The sequence below is a fragment of the Pseudomonas sp. 10S4 genome (assembly GCF_034344865.1).
Classification (GTDB): domain Bacteria; phylum Pseudomonadota; class Gammaproteobacteria; order Pseudomonadales; family Pseudomonadaceae; genus Aquipseudomonas.
The window spans coordinates 1,655,384-1,673,171 of sequence record NZ_CP133774.1 but is presented as its reverse complement, the minus strand read 5'-3'; the positions used below and the strand labels follow the sequence as shown (position 1 = coordinate 1,673,171).

Sequence of the window (17,788 nt, the reverse complement as noted above, 5' to 3'; positions counted from 1 at the left end):
GGCTTGCCCGCGAAGGCGTCCGCTCAATCGCTCACGCTCTTTGTTTTAGAACGCCATCCGCCATTGGCCCATTACGCCATGGCTGCGGCTGTCATTACCGACTTCTGCGTTGTAACCGACACCCAGCGTATGCCGGGCCGAAACCGCCAGATCCAGCCCCGCATCGAGCATCAGGCTGTCACGATCCAGCGCGGCACCTTCGACGGTGTAAGTCCTGCCGCCGGTGACCAGTCGTTGATGAGTCCTGCTGTCGACATCGCCGTAGGTGTGTTTCCAGCCGGCGCTGAATCGCGGCGTCAGTTGCATGCCGTTATCCAGGGAATTGAGCTGCGCCAGGCGCAGGCCAAAAGTGCTGCTGAAGTTATTTTGCGTTTGCCCGTGGACTTGCAGTGCGGCGTCGCCGCCCTTCTCGGTATAGCTGTCGCGCTGATAGCGCTGGTAACCAAGATTGGCAAAGGGTTCGGCGCTGAAGTCGCCGCTAGCGAGGTTGTAACCGAGCTCCGCAAAGGCTTGTTGAGTGGTGGCGTCGTAGCTGCCCTTTGGGCGATCACTGAAACCGTTGAACGCTATCCGGCGTTTGGTGCTGCCATCATGGCTGCTGTGAGTCGCGCCCAGGCGCAATGCCAGCGGACCGCTTTGGCGCAAGGCGTAAGCGCCCAGGTGCCAACTGTCGAGGTCGCCGTCCAGTTGGCTGCCGTCCATTCGCGTTTGCGACTGTCCGCCGATCACGCCCACACGCCATTGCTCATCGAGTGCCCAATCTGCGCCCAGCACCATACCTTTGGTGGAGTGTTGCAGGGCACTGCTGCCTTGGCCGCGATCGAGTGTGCCGCCGTTGCCTAGCGCCTGTAGCCAGACCCTGCCAGTGGCTTCGCTGCCCGCCGCCAGACGTGGCGCTCCGCTTTTACCATTGAGGTCGCTGCTGTCCAATTGGCGCATGGCCGACAGCATGCTGTTGCTCACCGGGCTGACGCTGCTGAGAGTGGCGTTGGCCAGATTGGCATTGCTGCCGCCGGCCAGTTGTTCGATGGCCCGTGCGGCGGTGGCTTTGTTGGAGGCGAGCAGGGCGGCGATGGCGGCATTCGGGGTGGATGGTTTTTGAGCGGTGGCGGGAGTGTTTGCGGTAGTCGACGGCTTTGGAACTGCGCCGGAGGTGTCAGTGACTGCGGATGGTTGTTGCGCGGTACCGGAAGTGTCAGTGACTGCGGATGGTTGTTGCGCAGTACCAGAAGCGTCGGCAACGGTTGAGGGTTGTGGCACCGCACCGGAAGTATCCGCGAAGATGATTGGTTCCGGAGCTGGCGCAGGAGCGTCAGTGTTAAAGGTTGGCGTCACTTCGGCGACGTCGGTGTTCACGCTGTCAGAAGGCACTTGAGCTTCGGGGATGTGTTGTGGCTCGGTGATGTTTTTGGCGAACTCCAGTCCGTTGTTGGAAGTGGCGAGACTCTCGATAGGCACTTCGTTACGAGCATAGGTCAGGCCGACGTTCTTTTGGTTGTATTGCAGGGTCGGGGTCATGAAAGCCAAGTCGTTGAGGACCTTACCGAACTCGCCTTCGACCTTTTTAGCTTCGATGATTGTGTACTGGCTGCTCAGCGGGTATTCACCCGGTACAGCAACGATTTTCAGTGTGGAACCGCCCAGGCTGGCAGTGCCTCCAACCTTGATCGTTTCTCCCCGACCATCGGGGTTGACCTCGTAGGCCAATACGCCTGTCTCGGTTAGGTTCAAGTTACCTTTGATCTTCGGGGCGCCGTGCATTCTGTCGACGTTGAGCAGACCGTTTACTCCCAGGCTGCCGACGGTGCCAGAGCCTGTGAAAGTACCGCTCTCTTCAACGTCCACGTGGCCACTTATGTCGCCTCTATTGAAGAGCTGTCCGATCGCAATCGCGCGACCCAGGATTTTCCCATTGTTGGTCAGGATGCCGTCATTCAACACCACCACACCTTCTTTGAAGTCTCCCTTGCTGGTCAGTGTCCATGAGCCCTGCGAACTGTATAGGCCGTTGAAGTTCCGTGTGTCTCCCAGTTCGCCACCGTCGGAGTCATCAAGACGGATGACGTTGATTCCACCACCGCCATCAGCCCGCCCTTTGAAGCTGCCGCCCTTCCTCAGGATGATGAGGTCGTTGGCGTCTGTTCCTTTTATAACGTTCTGAGGTGAGTCGACCACTTTGGTTACGGTGTCTTCAGCGTTCGTGAAGGTTTGAAGAACGGCAATCGGATCGCGCTTTGACTCAATCCTCGGCAGCTCCTTTGCATCGGCGAGGGCAGGCGGTTCGGTGTTAACAGACAACTCTTGAGCGTTTGAAAATTCAGCGCATCCCAACGCTAGCGCAATGGCCAGTGCGAGGTGTTGTGGTCGGAGTTTGTGTTGATCGGACATAGGGTTCAGCCTCTTTTGGGGTGAGGCCAAACTGTAAAAGTCGATCCAGTTTCGGGATGCCGGGCATTTCCGGGCGTTTCGAAGGGCGTAGAAACACCGCTTGTAGCCGAATCAACGGTGGGCTTCGACCACCCTCCGTTTCACCCGGCCATCAGACGTTTTTCCCTACAGCAATCCCAGACGCTTCCGTTGGCGAAAACTCAGAATCTCATCTGCCACTGCCCAATCAACCCATGATTGCGGCTGTTACTGCCGATCTCGCCGCTGTAGGCAATCCCCACGCTATGACGCGCAGAAATCCCCAGATCCAACCCGGCCTCCAGCACCAGGCTGTCCCTATCCAGTGAACTGCCATCGACACTGAACGCCGTGCCACCCACCACAAACGCCTGGCGCGTCGAGCTGCTGACATCGCCATACGTATGCTTCCAGCCAGTGCTCAAGCGTGGGGTCAGGCTCATACCGTTTTCCAGCGTGCTCAGGTGCGCCAGGCGTACGCCGAAGGTGCTGCTGAAGTTGTCCTGGGTTTGCGCGTCAACCTGCAACGCGGCGACGCCGCCTTTTTCCTGGTAGCTGTCGCGGTGATAGCGCTGGTAGCCGAGGTTGGCGAAGGGTTCGGCGCTGAGTCGACCGCTGCCCAGCGCGTAACCCAATTCGGCGAAGGCTTGTTGGCTGTTGGCGTCGTAATCGCCTTTTGGTCGATCATTGAAACCGTTGAACGCGACGGTGCGTTTGCTTTCGCCTTGATGGCCGCTGTAGGCCGCACCGAGGCGCAGCGCGAACGGGCCACTTTGGCGTAGCGCGTAGACGCCGGCATGCCAGCTCTCGAGATTGCCGTCGACGCCGGTGGCATCCAGATCGGTTCTCGAATAACCACCGAGCACGCCCAGTCGCCATTGCGGGTTGAATGCCCAGTCAGCGCCGAGCACGCTGCCTTTCGAGCGTTGTTCCAATCCGCTGTTGCCATGTTCGCCGTCGATTTTGCCGTAGCCGCCGATGGCTTGCAGCCACACACGACCTTGGGCGTTCGGGTCATTCAGGTTGCGCGCTTCAGACGGAACTCCGGTGGAAGCGAGAACGGGCGTATCCCGTTGATCAAGACCCATCAGCAAGCCTGCGCCACCGCCCATTTGCCGCATCGCCGAGAGCATGCTGCCGCCGATCTGGCTGCTGGCGCTGAGAGTCGCGCTGGTCAGGTTGGCGTTGCTGGCGCCGGCCAGTTGCTCGATGGCCGCGCCCGCCGTGGTGTTGGTGGTGTTGAGCAATGCGTTGTAGAGCGCGCTGTTTCTGCCCATCGAGGCCAGGCTGTTGGCAGCGTTGCTGCCGTTGCCGGTGGCGGCGAACTGGTTGAAGGCGATGTCATTGCGGGTGTAGGTCAGATCGACCTGAGTCGGGGTGTAAGCGAGAGTCGGCGTTAGGAACGCGTAGTCGCTGGTAACCTTGCCGAACGTGCCGTTGATGCTCGCGGCTTGCAGTACGGTGTAATTGCTTTGCCATGGATAGGTGCCGCTGCCGGGGTTCACCGCCAGGGTCGCGCCATTCAGATTGGCGGTGCCGCCGACCACCACCGGGGCGCTGCTGCCATCTGCATTCACGCCGTAAGCCAGGATGCCGCCGCTGCCGAAGGTCAAATCGTGAACGACGGTCGCGGTGCCGAGTTGCGTATTGGTCTGCAACGTACCGTTGACCAGCAGATTACCCACCGAACCGCCGCCGGCATACACACCGCCCGCGTCCACCGTCAGGCTGCCGGCGATGCCGCCCTGGTTGATCAGCGTCGCGCCATTGCGCACCGCGCCGCCGTCGACTGAAATCACCGCTGCCGGTCAGCGTCCAGACGCCTTGCTTGACCTCCAGCCATTCGAAATTGTGACTGGCGCCGAAACTACCGCCTGCCACGTCATCCATCACCACGCGGTCATAACCGGTGCCGCCATCAACCATGCCGACAAAGCGGCTGCCGTTGCGTAAGGTGAGGCTGTCGTTGCCACCGCCCAGGTCCAGCGCCAGGCCGTTGCTGCTGCTGATGGTGCCGCCGTTGATCACGTTGTCGGCAAACTCGCCGACGAATTTCACACCGAAACCGTCGAGGCCCTGAATCGTGCCGTAGTTTTCCAGGGTGGTCGCTGCCACACCTGAACCACCGCTGCCGTCGTCCACCAGGATCGCGCTGTTCGCGCCGCTGATCAGCGCACCTTTGGCGTTCAAAATATAGCCGCCACCCAGCGCGATGCCTTCACTGCCGTTGGCGAAACCACCCTTGTCCACACCACCCGCGCCGACGCCTTGAATGGTGCCGTAGTTTTCAATGTGGGCGATGTTGTCGATGTCCACACCATCGCCGTCACCGTTGGGTTGCAGCCCCGAATAGGCGCCGGTAATCGTGCCGTGGTTGATCACCGTGCCGTCGCCATCGGAACCGAAACCCGAACCGTTGCGCCCAGTGATCTGGCCGTAGTTGACCAGTGTGGCGCCAAGGTCGGTGGTGATGCCGTGGCGTCCGCCGGAAATGGTGCCGTAGTTGGTCACCGTCACGCCGGTCGCTGTATCAATGTCGATGCCGTCGAACTTCTCGTTGGCGTTATGCGAGTCGCCGGTGGAGATCTCGCCATAGTTGGTAATCGTCGCGTTGGCGCCGGTCTTCATGCCGTCGCTGGCGTCCCCCGAATCAGCCCGCCCGCGCGGTTGATGATGGTGGTTTTCACGCTGGCGCTGCGCAGGGCATCCAGGTCCAGGCCTTGGCCAGTGGTGGAGCGGATGGTGCCGCTGTTATCGATCAACAGACTGCCGCTGGCGAAGTTGCTGTCGATACGCAGTGCATCGTTGAAACCAAGGATCTGCCCGCCACTGCGGTTGTAAATGCTGTAGTTGCGCGCCTGGGTCAAGTCGCCACTGCTGTCGATCGCCCGACCACCGGTGGACACGATCTTGCCCGAGTTATCGACCACCACACCTGCGCCGCTGGTGCTGTCCTTCAGGCTCACGGCCTTGCCACTGTTGGTGATGCTGCCGGGGGCGGAGATCATCAGGGTGTCGCTACCGCCGAGGGTTTGCGCGGTCGTGGTGGCGGTGTCGATCTGCACGGTTTTGGCATGGACGGCGCTGGCGCTGATCAGCAGGGCGATAGAGAGCGCCAGGCGTTGGGGCGAGAAGGGCATGGGTGGACAGCCTTTTTGTTATAAGCGGGCCGTCTGGTATAGCGGAGGGGTTTTACAGAAATATGGCTTTGGGAAATGAAATCGTTTGCAGATGTTTCCGAGTGTCCGTCACTCGTGGGAGCGCGGCTTGCCGGCGATGGCGTTCGTGAGACTGTCATCGCCGGATCGTCGTCCGTAGCAAGCTCGGCTCCTATGAACGGCTCAAATACGCCTTCCCATAATGCCGCTCCATCCTCGCCTGAATCAGCTCCAGCCCAATCGACATCACCCAATAAATCACCGCCGCTGTGGTCAGCATCTCGATATACCGATAGCTCGAGCGCCCATACGACTGCGCCAAAAACATAACCTCCCAAACCCCCATCACCGAGATCAGCGACGAGTCCTTGAGCATGGAGATGAATTGGTTGGTGGTCGGCGGGATGATGGTGCGCATGGCTTGGGGCAGGGTGACGCGCCAGAAGATTACGGTTTCGCGCATGCCCAGGGCCAGGGACGCCTCGCGTTGGCCATGGGGGACGCCGAGGATGCCGGCGCGGAAGATTTCGCTCAGGTAAGCGCCGTAGTTCAGCGACAGGGCGATGATCCCGGCGGCAACGGCGCCCGGCACGATGCCCAGTTGCGGCAGGCCGAGGTAGATCAGCAGGATTTGGATCAGCAGCGGCGTGCCGCGAAAGAACGACGCGTAGAAACTCGCAATCCCGAACGCCACGGCGCTCTTCGATAACCGTGCCAGTGCGGTGATGAAACCCAGCAGCGACGAGGCGACGATCGAGCACAGGCACAGAAACAACGTCAGCGCCGCCCCTTGCAAGAAGCCATTGGGCGCCAGGTGCAGGCCGACGAGGTTGGGCAGTTTGTCGAGGATGATCGAGAACTTCAGGTCGAAGCTCAGGAAAAAACTGGCGAACAAGCCGAGCATCGCCGCCCAGGTCAGGTACAGCCGCGTGCGGAAACCGAAGATCCGTTGCAGCCGCGACTCAGCTACCGGTTGCGGTGGCTGGGGAGGTTTTGGGAAAGAAGTCATTTGCTGATATCGGCGCCGATCCATTTTTGCGAGAGCTTGCTCAGCGTGCCGTCCTGTTTCAGTTGGGCAAAGACTTCACGCACCTTGCCGTCCCACTGGGCGTCGCCTTTTTCGATGGCCACCGAGTTCGGCTCCGAGTACAGCGGGTCGCCGGCCAGCTTGAAGCGTTTGTCTTCGTTCAGGCGCGGTTGTGCGGTCACCAGGTTGGTGAGGATCGCGTCCAGTCGCACGCCAGCGCCCAGGCCCAAATCCTGGAATGCCACGTTGTCGGTGTCATACGGGGCGATCTGCACGTCCTCGAACGGGTACTGCAATTTCGTGTCCTCGGCGCCTTCGATCACCAGGTTTTTGTTCAGGTAGATTTCGTAGCTGGAGGCGCTGGTGAGGCCGACTTTCTTGCCGCTCAGGTCCTTGGCGTTGTGAATGCGGTCATCCTTGGCGTTGACCACGATCACCGCCGGCGAGGCGTAATACTCCACCGGGAAGTCGAAGACTTCGGCGCGGGCCTTGCTCGGGGTCATGGAGCAGATGCAAATGTCGTAGCGACCGCTCCAGCGGCCGGCGGCAATCACGTCCCAGGACGGCGTTTCGAGGCGCAGTTTCACCCCGAGTTTCTCGGCCACGGCTTTCGCCACATCGACGTCGAAACCGTCGAGCTGGTTCTGGTCATTGAGGAACGAGAACGGTGGATAACTCTCCATCAGCACGCCCACCAGTTCTTTCTTTTGCTCGACGCGATCCAGCGTGGCGCCGCCAAAGGCTTGGGTAGAGGCAGCCAGAATCGTCAGGCCCAAGGCCAGTAGCGGTTGGATTTTCATAGTCGATCCCTGATAAATAATGGTTGTTATTAACCGAATGGTGCGTATTAAATAGTTATAAGAACGACTCTGATAGTGAGTTATTTTCATAAGCTTATGAGTGAAAAGCATATGGGCGCAGGAAGCACAATAATTCTGGACGGCGGCATGGGCCGTGAGCTGCAACGTGCTGGGGCGCCGTTCAGGCAGCCCGAGTGGTCGGCGCTGGCCTTGAGTGAAGCGCCGCAAGCGGTCGAAGCGGTGCACGCGGCTTATATCGAAAGCGGCGCGAACGTCATCACCAGCAACAGTTATGCGGTGGTGCCGTTCCATATTGGCGAAGAGCGTTTTGCCGCTGAGGGTCAGGCGCTTGCAGCGTTGGCCGGTGAGTTGGCGCGGCGTGCAGTCGAGGCTGCCGGCAAACCGGTACGCGTGGCCGGTTCATTACCGCCGCTGTTTGGCTCCTACCGGCCGGACTTGTTCGACGCTGAGCGCGTCACCGAGTTACTGACGCCACTGGTGAAGGGGCTCGCGCCGCACGTTGACCTGTGGCTGGCGGAAACCCAGAGCTCAATCGTCGAGGCGCGGGCGATCCACGCGGGTCTGCCAAAGGACGGCAAGCCGTTCTGGCTGTCGTTTACCTTGAAGGATGAAGACACCGACGAGGTGCCGCGTTTGCGTTCCGGTGAGCCGGTGGCCGAGGCGGCGGCAGTGGCGGCTGAGCTGGGCGTCGAAACGTTGCTGTTCAACTGCAGCCAGCCAGAAGTGATCGGCGCGGCGATTGATGCGGCGCGGGAAACGTTTGAGCGGTTGGGTGTGAACATTCATATCGGCGCGTACGCCAATGCCTTCCCGCCGCAACCGAAAGAGGCGACGGCCAACGACGGGCTCGACCCATTGCGCGAGGATCTGGACCCACCGGGTTACCTGCACTGGGCCATCGATTGGCAGAAGCGTGGGGCCAGTCATTTGGGCGGGTGCTGCGGGATTGGGCCGGAGCATATTGCGGTGCTTGCCCAGAAATTGGCGTGAAGCCATTCGCGGGCAAGCCTCGCTCCTATAGGGGTTTTCGGTTGACCACAAATGTGGTGATCAATCACATAACCAATGTGGGAGCGGGCTTGCTCGCGAAGGCGTCCGTCCAGACGCCAAAGATTTACCCGCGGCACTCAGCCAGGGTTTTCACCTGCCCCGAATCTGTCTGGTTTTCATCCGAAAGCCACCGCTCAAACCCAGCGCCAACCACCGGCCATTCCGAATCCAGAATCGAGTACCACGCGGTATCGCGGTTCTGTCCCTTCACGACCATGTGCTGGCGAAACACACCTTCAAAACTGAAACCCAAACGCTCGGCCGCATATTTGGAGCGGGCGTTGCCGTTGTTGCACTTCCACTCCAGGCGTCGGTAACCCATGGCAAACGACTCTTTGGCCAGCAGGTAAACCGCCTCGGTACTTTTTGGCGAACGCTGCATCGGTGCGCCGAAGGTCACGTGGCCGATTTCGATACGGCCCTGGGCCGGAACAATCGACATCAGGCTGAGAATGCCTTGCACATCGCCACTGGCGCGGTCGATCACCGCGAAGAAATACGGATCGCTGTTGGCCGCGTGGTTGTTCAGCCAATCGTTGAACACGCTGCGCTCCGGGAACGGACCGTAAGGCAAGTAATCCCAGAGTTTCGGATCGGCACCCGGGCCCTGCAGGGCTTTGAACAAGCCATCGGCATGACGCGCCGGGTCGAGTTTTTCCAGGCGAATGAAACGCCCTTCGATCAGTTGAACCGAGGGCGCCGGGGCGCCTTTCCAGTCCGCGAGTGAAGTTGTCATTGTTGTTCTCCTTGAACCTTAAAGGGCTTTGCGAAACTGGATGAAACCAGGGCGTTCGGCGATGCGCTCGTAGAGCTGGATCGCGGTGGCGTTTGTTTCGTGGGTCAACCAGTGAACCTTGCAGCAACCGTCCGCCTTGGCGGTGGCGTAGACGAATTCGATCAACTGCCGACCGACGCCGGTGCCACGGGTTTCGGGGACGACCAGCAGGTCTTGCAGGTAGCAAGAGTTTTCAATGCTCCAGTTCGAGCGATGGTAGATGAAGTTCACCATCCCCACGGCTTTGCCATCGGCCCAGGCGAGGGCGGAGTGGGTGGTTTCGCTTGGGTCAAGCATGCGCTGCCAGGTGCTTTGGGTGACGGCTTCGGGCAACTCGGTGTTGTAGAAGCTCAAGTAGGCCTGCCATAGCGGCAACCAGGCAGCGTGGTCGTCGGTGGTGACCTGGCGAATCTCGATCTGACTCATGTTCATTCCTTAACGCATCAAGTGGGCGAGGGCCTGGTCCTGCATGTCGGGGCTGGCAGCAAGCCCTTCGCGCACACCGGCGATGTCTGCGGCACTACGGTTCTGGCTCAGTTTGCGTTTGCCTTCCAGGCGCTCGATCGGCAAGGCGAAACCGACGATGGCCTTGAGCATGCCGTCGATGTAGTCGGCGGGGGCGTCGTCGACTTTCCAGGGCTTGGCACGGCTCGCTTCGTGGCGATCGGTCAGGGCGCTGACCAGATTGCGCAGGCGATGGGCATCGTTGAACACTTCAGCCTTGCCGTAAGCGTGCACGGCGACGTAGTTCCAGGTCGGCACGACTTTGCCGTGCTCGGCTTTGCTCGGGTAAAACCCCGGGCTCACGTAAGCATCGGCACCGGCAAAAATCACCAGCGCCTCGGCACCGTTTTGCAGTTCCTGCCATTGTGGATTGGCCTTGGCCAGGTGCCCGTAAAGGGTGCCATTGGGGCCTTGCTCGGCGTCCAGCAGCAGCGGGATATGACTGGCTTGCAGGCCTTGTTCACCATGGGTCACCAGCACGGCGAGGCGGGTGGCGAGTATCTGCTGATGCAGTTCCTGCAAATCGTCGATGGCAAAAGCGCTTGGCGTATACATGGAAATTTCCCTTGGCGAATGTCTTCATCCTAGGCAGGCTATTGGTCTGTTGTAAGAGCCATTACCGACCAATTTCATAGGTCCATTCTTTATAGGTGCAGGCAATGACCAGCGAACCACTGTCCCTGTCCTTCAACCCGGCCGGCATCGAACTCGATCGCCGCCAGGGCTTGAGTCGTCAGCTCTATCAGGCGTTGCGGGTGCGGGTGCTCGACGGGCGACTGGCCAGTGGCACGCGATTGCCGGCCAGTCGTGACTTGGCGGCGGCGTTATCGATTTCCCGTAACAGCGTGGTCCGCGCCTACGATCAGCTCTATGCCGAAGGCTTTATCGAAGGACGGGTGGGCGATGGGACTTATGTCGCGCAATTGCCTCAAGCCGCGTTGCCGGCAAAAAAACTATCCACAAAAGTATCCACAGGGTTTTCAACAGGGTTATCCACAGCCTTATCCACAAATTGGCTGGATTTACCTGTGATTCCATCCAGTAAAGTTATCCACAGCGGTGCGCTGGAGCGCGTTGAAAAGAACCATTTGGCCAAGCCGCCGAGCGGTCCGCCGAAGGCTTTTCGGGTGGGAGTGCCGGCGTTCGATCTGTTTCCGTTCGAGGTATGGGCCAAGCTGAACGCGGCTTTCTGGCGAAAACCGGATTTACAGCAGCTGTGTTATGGCGATCCGGCCGGTGATGCGCGATTGCGCGGGATGATTGCCGCGTATTTGCGCAGTTCGCGGGGCATGCAGTGCTCGGCTGAGCAAATTGTGATCACCAGTGGCGCACAGCAAGGAATTAGCCTTTGTGCACAGCTGCTCGTGGAGCCGGGCGACGGGGTCGCAATCGAGAATCCGGGGTACCGGGCAGCCGGTCATGCCTTTGCTGTGGCGGGTGGCCGACTGCACGGTGTATCGGTGGACAGCGAGGGAATCAATTGCGCCGAGCTGGACGGGTTGACCGATTGCCGACTGGCTTATGTCACCCCGTCTCATCAGTACCCGACCGGTGTGATCATGAGCCTGGCGCGGCGGCTCGAGTTGTTGGCGTGGGCCGAGCGCACCCAAGGCTGGATCGTCGAAGACGATTACGACGGCGAGTACCGCTACAGCGGCGCACCTTTGGCCCCATTGGCAGCACTGGATCGGCAGGGGCGGGTGTTGTACGTCGGGACGTTCGGTAAAGTGGCGTTCCCGGCATTGCGATTGGGTTACCTGGTATTACCGCCGGGCCTGGTGGATGCGTTTTCCCGTCGGCGTGCGGTGGATGTGCGTCATTCGGAAGTCAGCACCCAGGCTGTGATGGCCGAGTTCATCGCCGCCGGGCATTTCCAGCGGCACATTCGCCGTATGCGCCGAGCCGCTCTAAGTCGGCGCAATACACTGCTGGCTGGTTGGCCAAAAGACATCCCCGGTGTGGGCAGCCTGCCCAGCGTGGCGGCAGGGCTGCATTTGACGGTTTCGGTCGAGAGCTTGGCCCGCGAGCGGGAACTGGTGGCGCAAGCCGAGGCGGTGGGCGTCGAGATCAACGCGCTGAGCAGCTATTGGCTGCCCGACTCGACCCGGCCAGCGGATCAGCGTGCCGGGCTGGTACTGGGGTTCGCCGCCGTGCCGGAGGCGGCGATCGAGTCGGCGCTGATTCGGTTGCGTAGCGCCTGGTGCCGCTAGGCTTTGATCACCCGGGCCACCCGGTTTTTGTTCCTAGGGTTCCAGTGCGAGAAACAATGAGCGTATAGCCGGATCAGTGATCCGGCGAACCACGTAATCCCTCGGTTCAAGCTCAAGTAGTTGCCCTTTAAGCTCCATATCAAGCGTGTCCAGGTAACTGTCCGCGACTTTTAAATGAGCCGCAGTGGGTTCGGCGGCAGGGCTGTCGGCGGCGTCGTAGTGAAAATGCGCCAACCACAGCGGCTGATCGTTGCGAGCAATGTCGAGTATCTGGTACTCCTGGAAATAGTCTCCCTTACCTTTTGTCTTGATACGCCCCTCCTTGTTGCGGACCAGCCTGACCTGACCGTTCTCATGCAACCACTGGAGGTACTCCAGACGAGGTTTGCGCTTCTTGAGCATTGACGCACGGACACTGATACCGGTGGCTCGAAGACGGACGGCAGCACTTCGTAATTCCTTACTCAGGGTCGCGACGGGAGGTGGCGTGCCGGTGGCCGCACGAATGTTCGTCACCGCGGTATCGACCGCTGCCGCCTCTTTTTCGTATTTGAGTGCCTGCGAATCGAACTCATGCTGCCTGTCAGCGGGAATGTTGTTTGCCCGTTCCGCATCCTTGCTGATGCGGGTAATGAAATGCTCCAGTTCCAGGTTGAGCTCCAACCCGTCTCTGATGACGTCAAGGTCGTCCCTGACCGGCGAGCCAGGTGGCTTGGTTTTGGGAACCAGCTTCTTGAAGGCTGGCACCTCGACTTTTTGCTCATCCGAAGGCGCTGGATCTCGTGGACGGGTCTTCGTCACCTTGGCCTGAGGGCGCGACGAGCCGGCAACCGGAGAAGTGGAACGGCTCGGTGCAATCGGCTGTTCACTTTCGGGCAGCAAGTCGTAGAGCATTTCCTGGGCGTGCTCCTGGAACTCCTTGATCAGTGTTTGCAAACGGGCCAATGCCTTGGGGTGAGTCATGTTGGGGTATTGAGTGGGCAGGTCGTCGATCCGCTGAAGGGTGTCGGCAAAGACGTCCGTGAGCCGGGTCACCGCCGTGACGCGTTGCTGGGTGGTCTGGCCCTTGCTGGATTCAAGCAGGATGTCGGTGAGTTCCTGGCTGGCCTCTGCGGCTTCAACGACGATGTCCGCCACGGCCTGGCGTGCTTGTGGCATTTGCGTCCCGGCCTGTTCTTGTACACACAGTTCGTACGCCATGCCGATTTCGTTGGCCTTGTAATCCAGAGGGCTGTAGGTAGGCAGCAGTTTCTGGATGGCCCGGATTGCTTCGCGTGAGGCTTTGCCCAGTACTTTGAGGTCGGCCACGGCGTTATTGGCCAGCGCGACCCGTTCGCTGATGGCCTGGCTCAATTCAACGGTCTTTTCAATGGCCTCAGTATTGCCGCCTACCGCTAGCCCGGTGTTGATCGCATCGTTGCTCAGCAACGTTACGATCGCGGCCGAGTACTCCTGGGTCTTGACCGCGAACCATAAGGTCAGGTGCTTTTCCATCTGGGTCGTCAGGCGCAACAGATCGTAGCTGTAACCGGTTGTACCGCCGAGTGCGCGCCATTCGTTCAGTTGCCCGATGGCTTCTCGATAGTTTTCGATCCGTGTTTCGAGCTTGTCGGTAAAGAGCGCGGTCTGGGCGTTGAAGTCATCACCAGTGGCTTGCATCATGTTATCGCGCAGGCGTGCAACTTCGACCGCCGTGGCGTTTTCCTGACTTTTGAAGGCCTTCACCTTTTCGTACAAGGCCGCTTTCTTCTGCTCCTTATCCAGCCGGAGCGCGGTGAGGCGGCTTTTCAGTCCGCCACCACGCAGTCGCAGTCGCGTGTCCACATACCAGTTGCCCTTTCGGTCATGCGTTAACAGCGGGCCGCTGCGTACAGGATTTTTCGGATTGACGATCTGCACCTGTTCATCGTTATTGATCCGCACCTGGAACCAGCGATTGGCGACCTTGGCATACTGTTTTTCGTTGAGCTGATAAAGGTGCGGCGGCTTGTCATAGAGGACGCCCAACTCCTTGTCGGTCAGGTTTGGCGGGCTGACCTTCACACTATCCAGGTATACCCCCAGGGCGGTGGGGGTGCGCCGCGGCACTGACTCTCCCGCTTCCAGTGCCGTTGCGTGTGAGGCAGGCAACTCCCCGGAAAGCACGGTAGCGTCCAGCGTCATGGTGGTTGCAGCAGGCGCGGGTAATGGGCGCTCAGCGGTGACGGATGCGGGCCATTTTTTTGCCTGCCGCGTAAACGCTCGATATCTGCCGTAGCGCGCTTGCCGGCCTGATGAATCAGGATCATGCCCAACGTCATGAGTACGTCGCCCAGGGATGTCCACTCCACCAGGCTGTCTCCACGCTCATGGGCCTCAAGTCCTTGCTGTAGCTGTTCGATGCTTTGCCAGGCCCACGCAGCGGTGCCTACCGGGCCGGTCAAAAAGGTCGACGCGACACTGAAGATGGCCCAGCCGCTGTCACGCAGCAGCTCCCAGCGGCGTTCGCCATTGGACTGGGACTGGCGGTCAGCCTGTTCCACCAGTGTGTGGGCGTTGCTGATGAACAACGTGGTCAGCAGATCGCCGGTGACCTCCTCGGTGCCAATGCCAATCGGGCCGCTCAGATCCAGGTTCAACAGCAGTTCAATGCCCGAGGCTGTCGTTAGCCAGGGCGAAGGCAGGCCGACAGGAAATACGTACTGTGAATACTCGAAACTGAGCGCTGACGTCGGTAACCAGGCCAGCACCGAATCTCGAAGTTCGCCAGGCTGGTGCATGGCGTAAATCATGTTCTGCAGCGAAGGGAACTGTAGCAACGGATCTTCCAGCGCCGGGCGATAGAGCAGGCATGGGCCGCCGCGTGGGTGTCGTGGCCCGATGATGAACATGTTGGCCACGGTATCGCCGCCCGACAGCAGGCGATACCTGGGGACAAACTTCAGAGGGCGAATGACGAGGTCGAGCGGGTCCTTGCGCGGTTGCCCCTGGGCGATATCCATTACCTCGCAGACATAGCGATAGCCAACGTCGTCGATCCCGCCCTCGTTCTGCAGTTTGCATTCCAGGGCCTTGAGCTTGAGCAGGTCGGGCAGCAGGCTGACATAGCGTTGTTGATGAAGCAGGGCTTGAGCCCTGTCATCGATCAGCTTTTTCTTCAGCAGCGCCGGGTAGGTTTTACCAATGTTGACCTGCTCTGCCATTTTGTTGAGGTAGGCAATGGTGAGCCACTCGGGGCATGCATGGTTGTTCTTGAACTTCAATTCGGCCTTGTACGGCGCGACGTTTTGCAGGCCGAATTGACCCAGGCTTTCGACGTAAATGTCGTGTGGGTTGGGCAGGGTAAAGGCGCCAGCCGTCATGCTGTTGGTGATGGTGATCTGCAATTCATCAAGCGGCAGTCCGGCAGCATCGTTGCCGTGATTCACGCGTCTGTCCGCGATGATCGCGTTGCGCATTTGTTCCTGGGCATAAGGAGTGATCAGCTGGATGTCGCTGAACTCTGAGGCGTTGCGCAGCTTGCCCTGGTTCGACAGATAGTGGCCGTAGTCCTGCAGGTCGGTTGCCGAGGCATTCGAGAGCCAGTCGGGAACAGCGCTCTTGAGTTGCTTGATGCGCTCTTTTTCCTCTGCACTGAAACGACTGGCGTCGCCGGCCTGTGCAGGTGAAAAAATTTGCCTTGTCGAGGCAGAGTTGGATGAATCGAGTGCTGCAAGAGCCTCTATCTGGCCGGCAACCAGTGCCCAGGCCATGTAGTCGAAAATGTCGCCATCAGGCTCGAACAAACGCCATTGAAAGGACTCCCCGGAGTTCTCCATGTTCATTCGCGCAGGCAGGGAAGCGCCCAGTTTGTCCATGGAATCGAACGCTTCGTAGCCCCCTTCGATGCTGTACAGCAACAGCATGTCCTGCTGATTGTGCGTGGCTTTAAGGACGATCGCGCCACCCAGCAGAAGGTGGCCGGTGTTGTCCGGTTTGTTGTAGTCAATATCAATCAGGCAGGCCTGGATGCCCGGGATCGTGGTATTGGCTTTAGCTCGTTCCGTCTTGGCCGGGTGCGCGAAAACGGCTCGGGCCACCGCGCATTGATCAGCCGTCCAGCCGTTGACCTGTTCGAGGTTCAAGGCGTTTTTCAGCGTGTTGCTCAGTACGTGCCAACGGGGTTTGTCGACGAGCGATTCGTTCCAGTAATCGAGTTGCCGTTGCTGGAACTCGATGTACAGCAGCGGCGCATAATCGTTCAGTATGTTGGCAATCTCTTCGATGCTGACGGCCAGTTGTATCGGCGGAATGGTCAGCGGTGCCAGTGTCAGAAAGTGTTCGCCTTCGGTGAAGTTGGCGATTTGCCCGGACTGGCTCTGGCTCAGTAACGCGTCGGTCAGGCTCTCGATTTTCGGGGCGATGCCGATGAATTGTTCGCTTGTCTGTTTCCATTGCGGCGTGACGAGCAACGTGCGGTCAGGATCGATGTCCAGCTCTGGATACTGTTGCTTCAAGGTGTCGCGTAACAGCTTGGCGGCCGCCTCATCGAGGCTGGGACCTTCGCTGGTCTGAATGATCAGGCTGATTTTTCCCTGAAGCAATTTCGAGGCGTTTTTCGGGGCGGGTGTGGATGTTTGCGTCATGGTCGTTTCCTTTTGACCGAGGGTTGAGCCACGGTAAGAAACGCGACGCTGATTGAGGCGGTAATTATTTATCGCCTGTAAAAAAGACCCGCGCGGGCGGGTCTTCAACACAGCAGTGTGAGGATAATCAGGTCCCGGATTTGATCTTGGTCCAGGCCCGGGTCCGCGCGCGCTCGGCATCACGCGGCAGCGGTTGCAGGGTGTAGAGCGTGCTCATCGCCGACTCGGTCGGGTACAGGTTCGGGTTGTTGCGGATCGCTGGGTCGACCAATTCGGTGGCGTCCTTGTTCGGGTTCGGGTAGCCGACAAAATCGCTGACCGGCGCAATCACCTGCGGTTGCAGCAGGTAGTTGATGAAGGTGTAGGCGTCTTCCGGATTTTTCGCCCCTTTAGGAATCGCGAGCATGTCGAACCAGATCGGCGCGCCTTCTTTCGGCAAGCGCATGTCGACGACGACACCGTTCTTGGCTTCCTTGGCGCGGTTGGCGGCCTGGGAGAAGCTGCCGGAATAACCGACCGCGACACAGATGTCACCGTTGGCGATGTCGGCCATGTACTTGGACGAGTGGAAGTAGGTGATGTACGGACGGATCTTCATCAACAGCGCTTCAGCTTTGGCGTAGTCCGCCGGATTCTTGCTGTTCGGATCCAGGCCGAGGTGTTGCAGGGCCAGCGGCAGGATCTCCGACGGCGAGTCGAGCAGGGCGACGCCGCACTGCTTGAGCTTGCTGATGTTTTCTTCCTTGAAGATCAGGTCCCAACTGTCGACCGGCGCATTGGCACCCAGCGCAGCCTTGACCTTGTCCGGGTTGAAGCCGATCAGGATGGTGCCGTACATGTACGGCACGGCGAATTTGTTGCCGGGGTCGTTGGCCTCGATCAGCTTCATCAGCTTGGGATCGAGGTGGTTCCAGTTCGCCAGCTTGCTGCGGTCCAGCGGCTGGAACACGCCGGCTTCGATCTGCTTGGCGAGGAACACGTTGGACGGCACCACCACGTCGTAGCCGGAGTTACCGGTCAGCAGCTTGGCTTCCAGCGCTTCGTTGGTGTCGAAGATGTCGTAGACCAGTTTGGTCTGGGTGTTCTGGGCCTTGAAGTCTTCCAGGGCTTTTGGGGTGATGTAGTCGAACCAGTTGTAGACGCGCAACGTTCGGTCTTCTGCGTGAACGGCACCACTGAGCACCGTGGCGCAAAGCGCTGGTGCGATAAAACGCTTGAGTCTGTTCATTGTTC

11 protein-coding genes and 1 pseudogene are annotated in these 17,788 nt (G+C 59.6%); 2 read left to right on the top strand and 10 right to left on the bottom strand.

Translation table 11 applies throughout. The features are described from left to right. Positions 1-45 precede the first annotated feature (45 nt). The 4 genes and pseudogenes from RHM58_RS07865 to RHM58_RS07850 all read right to left on the bottom strand — a co-directional run bounded on the left by RHM58_RS07865 (position 46) and on the right by RHM58_RS07850 (position 7,391). On the bottom strand, positions 46-2,388 hold the full coding sequence (locus RHM58_RS07865; RefSeq protein WP_322270022.1) for an autotransporter outer membrane beta-barrel domain-containing protein: 2,343 nt from the start codon (positions 2,386-2,388) through the stop codon (positions 46-48). A gap of 200 nt (positions 2,389-2,588) precedes the next feature. Next, a pseudogene (locus RHM58_RS07860) lies at positions 2,589-5,546 on the bottom strand (autotransporter outer membrane beta-barrel domain-containing protein). Between the two features lie 190 nt (positions 5,547-5,736). After that, complete coding sequence (locus tag RHM58_RS07855) at positions 5,737-6,573, bottom strand: amino acid ABC transporter permease (RefSeq protein WP_322270021.1); 837 nt, start codon at positions 6,571-6,573, stop codon at positions 5,737-5,739. After that, the gene (locus RHM58_RS07850) at positions 6,570-7,391 is read right to left on the bottom strand and encodes an ABC transporter substrate-binding protein (protein WP_322270020.1); all 822 of its coding nucleotides are present in this window, start codon (positions 7,389-7,391) and stop codon (positions 6,570-6,572) included. The genes RHM58_RS07855 and RHM58_RS07850 overlap by 4 nt, the downstream gene beginning before the upstream one ends. Before the next feature lie 111 nt (positions 7,392-7,502). Here RHM58_RS07850 and RHM58_RS07845 point away from each other — a divergent pair, with 111 nt between their 5' ends. Continuing rightward, positions 7,503-8,402, top strand: a complete 900-nt coding sequence (locus tag RHM58_RS07845) for a homocysteine S-methyltransferase family protein (protein WP_201199115.1) — start codon at positions 7,503-7,505, stop codon at positions 8,400-8,402. A gap of 124 nt (positions 8,403-8,526) precedes the next feature. On the opposite strand, the gene RHM58_RS07840 is transcribed toward RHM58_RS07845, so the two are convergent. The 3 genes from RHM58_RS07840 to RHM58_RS07830 are packed head-to-tail and all read right to left on the bottom strand — an operon-like array spanning position 8,527 to position 10,296. After that, a complete protein-coding gene (locus tag RHM58_RS07840) occupies positions 8,527-9,198 on the bottom strand; it encodes a GNAT family N-acetyltransferase (protein WP_201199114.1) in 672 nt (223 codons plus the stop codon). An 18-nt stretch (positions 9,199-9,216) separates the two neighbouring features. Further along, positions 9,217-9,663: a GNAT family N-acetyltransferase gene (locus RHM58_RS07835; RefSeq protein WP_201199113.1), complete on the bottom strand. Its 447-nt coding sequence runs from the start codon at positions 9,661-9,663 to the stop codon at positions 9,217-9,219. A 9-nt stretch (positions 9,664-9,672) separates the two neighbouring features. Then, complete coding sequence (locus tag RHM58_RS07830; protein WP_201199112.1) at positions 9,673-10,296, bottom strand: FMN-binding negative transcriptional regulator; 624 nt, start codon at positions 10,294-10,296, stop codon at positions 9,673-9,675. A 104-nt stretch (positions 10,297-10,400) separates the two neighbouring features. Between RHM58_RS07830 and RHM58_RS07825 the strand changes: the two genes are divergently transcribed. Further along, positions 10,401-11,951 (top strand): PLP-dependent aminotransferase family protein, encoded by a 1,551-nt coding sequence (locus RHM58_RS07825; RefSeq protein ID WP_201255049.1) that lies wholly within the window; start codon positions 10,401-10,403, stop codon positions 11,949-11,951. A gap of 33 nt (positions 11,952-11,984) precedes the next feature. Here RHM58_RS07825 and RHM58_RS07820 read toward each other — a convergent pair whose 3' ends face one another. The 3 genes from RHM58_RS07820 to RHM58_RS07810 all read right to left on the bottom strand — a co-directional run bounded on the left by RHM58_RS07820 (position 11,985) and on the right by RHM58_RS07810 (position 17,783). Continuing rightward, the gene (locus RHM58_RS07820; protein WP_322270019.1) at positions 11,985-14,114 is read right to left on the bottom strand and encodes a hypothetical protein; all 2,130 of its coding nucleotides are present in this window, start codon (positions 14,112-14,114) and stop codon (positions 11,985-11,987) included. Further along, positions 14,111-16,555 (bottom strand): dermonecrotic toxin domain-containing protein, encoded by a 2,445-nt coding sequence (locus tag RHM58_RS07815; RefSeq protein WP_322270017.1) that lies wholly within the window; start codon positions 16,553-16,555, stop codon positions 14,111-14,113. Before RHM58_RS07815 ends, RHM58_RS07820 begins: the two co-directional genes overlap by 4 nt. A gap of 127 nt (positions 16,556-16,682) precedes the next feature. After that, on the bottom strand, positions 16,683-17,783 hold the full coding sequence (locus RHM58_RS07810; protein ID WP_201255051.1) for a polyamine ABC transporter substrate-binding protein: 1,101 nt from the start codon (positions 17,781-17,783) through the stop codon (positions 16,683-16,685). Positions 17,784-17,788: the final 5 nt, after the last annotated feature.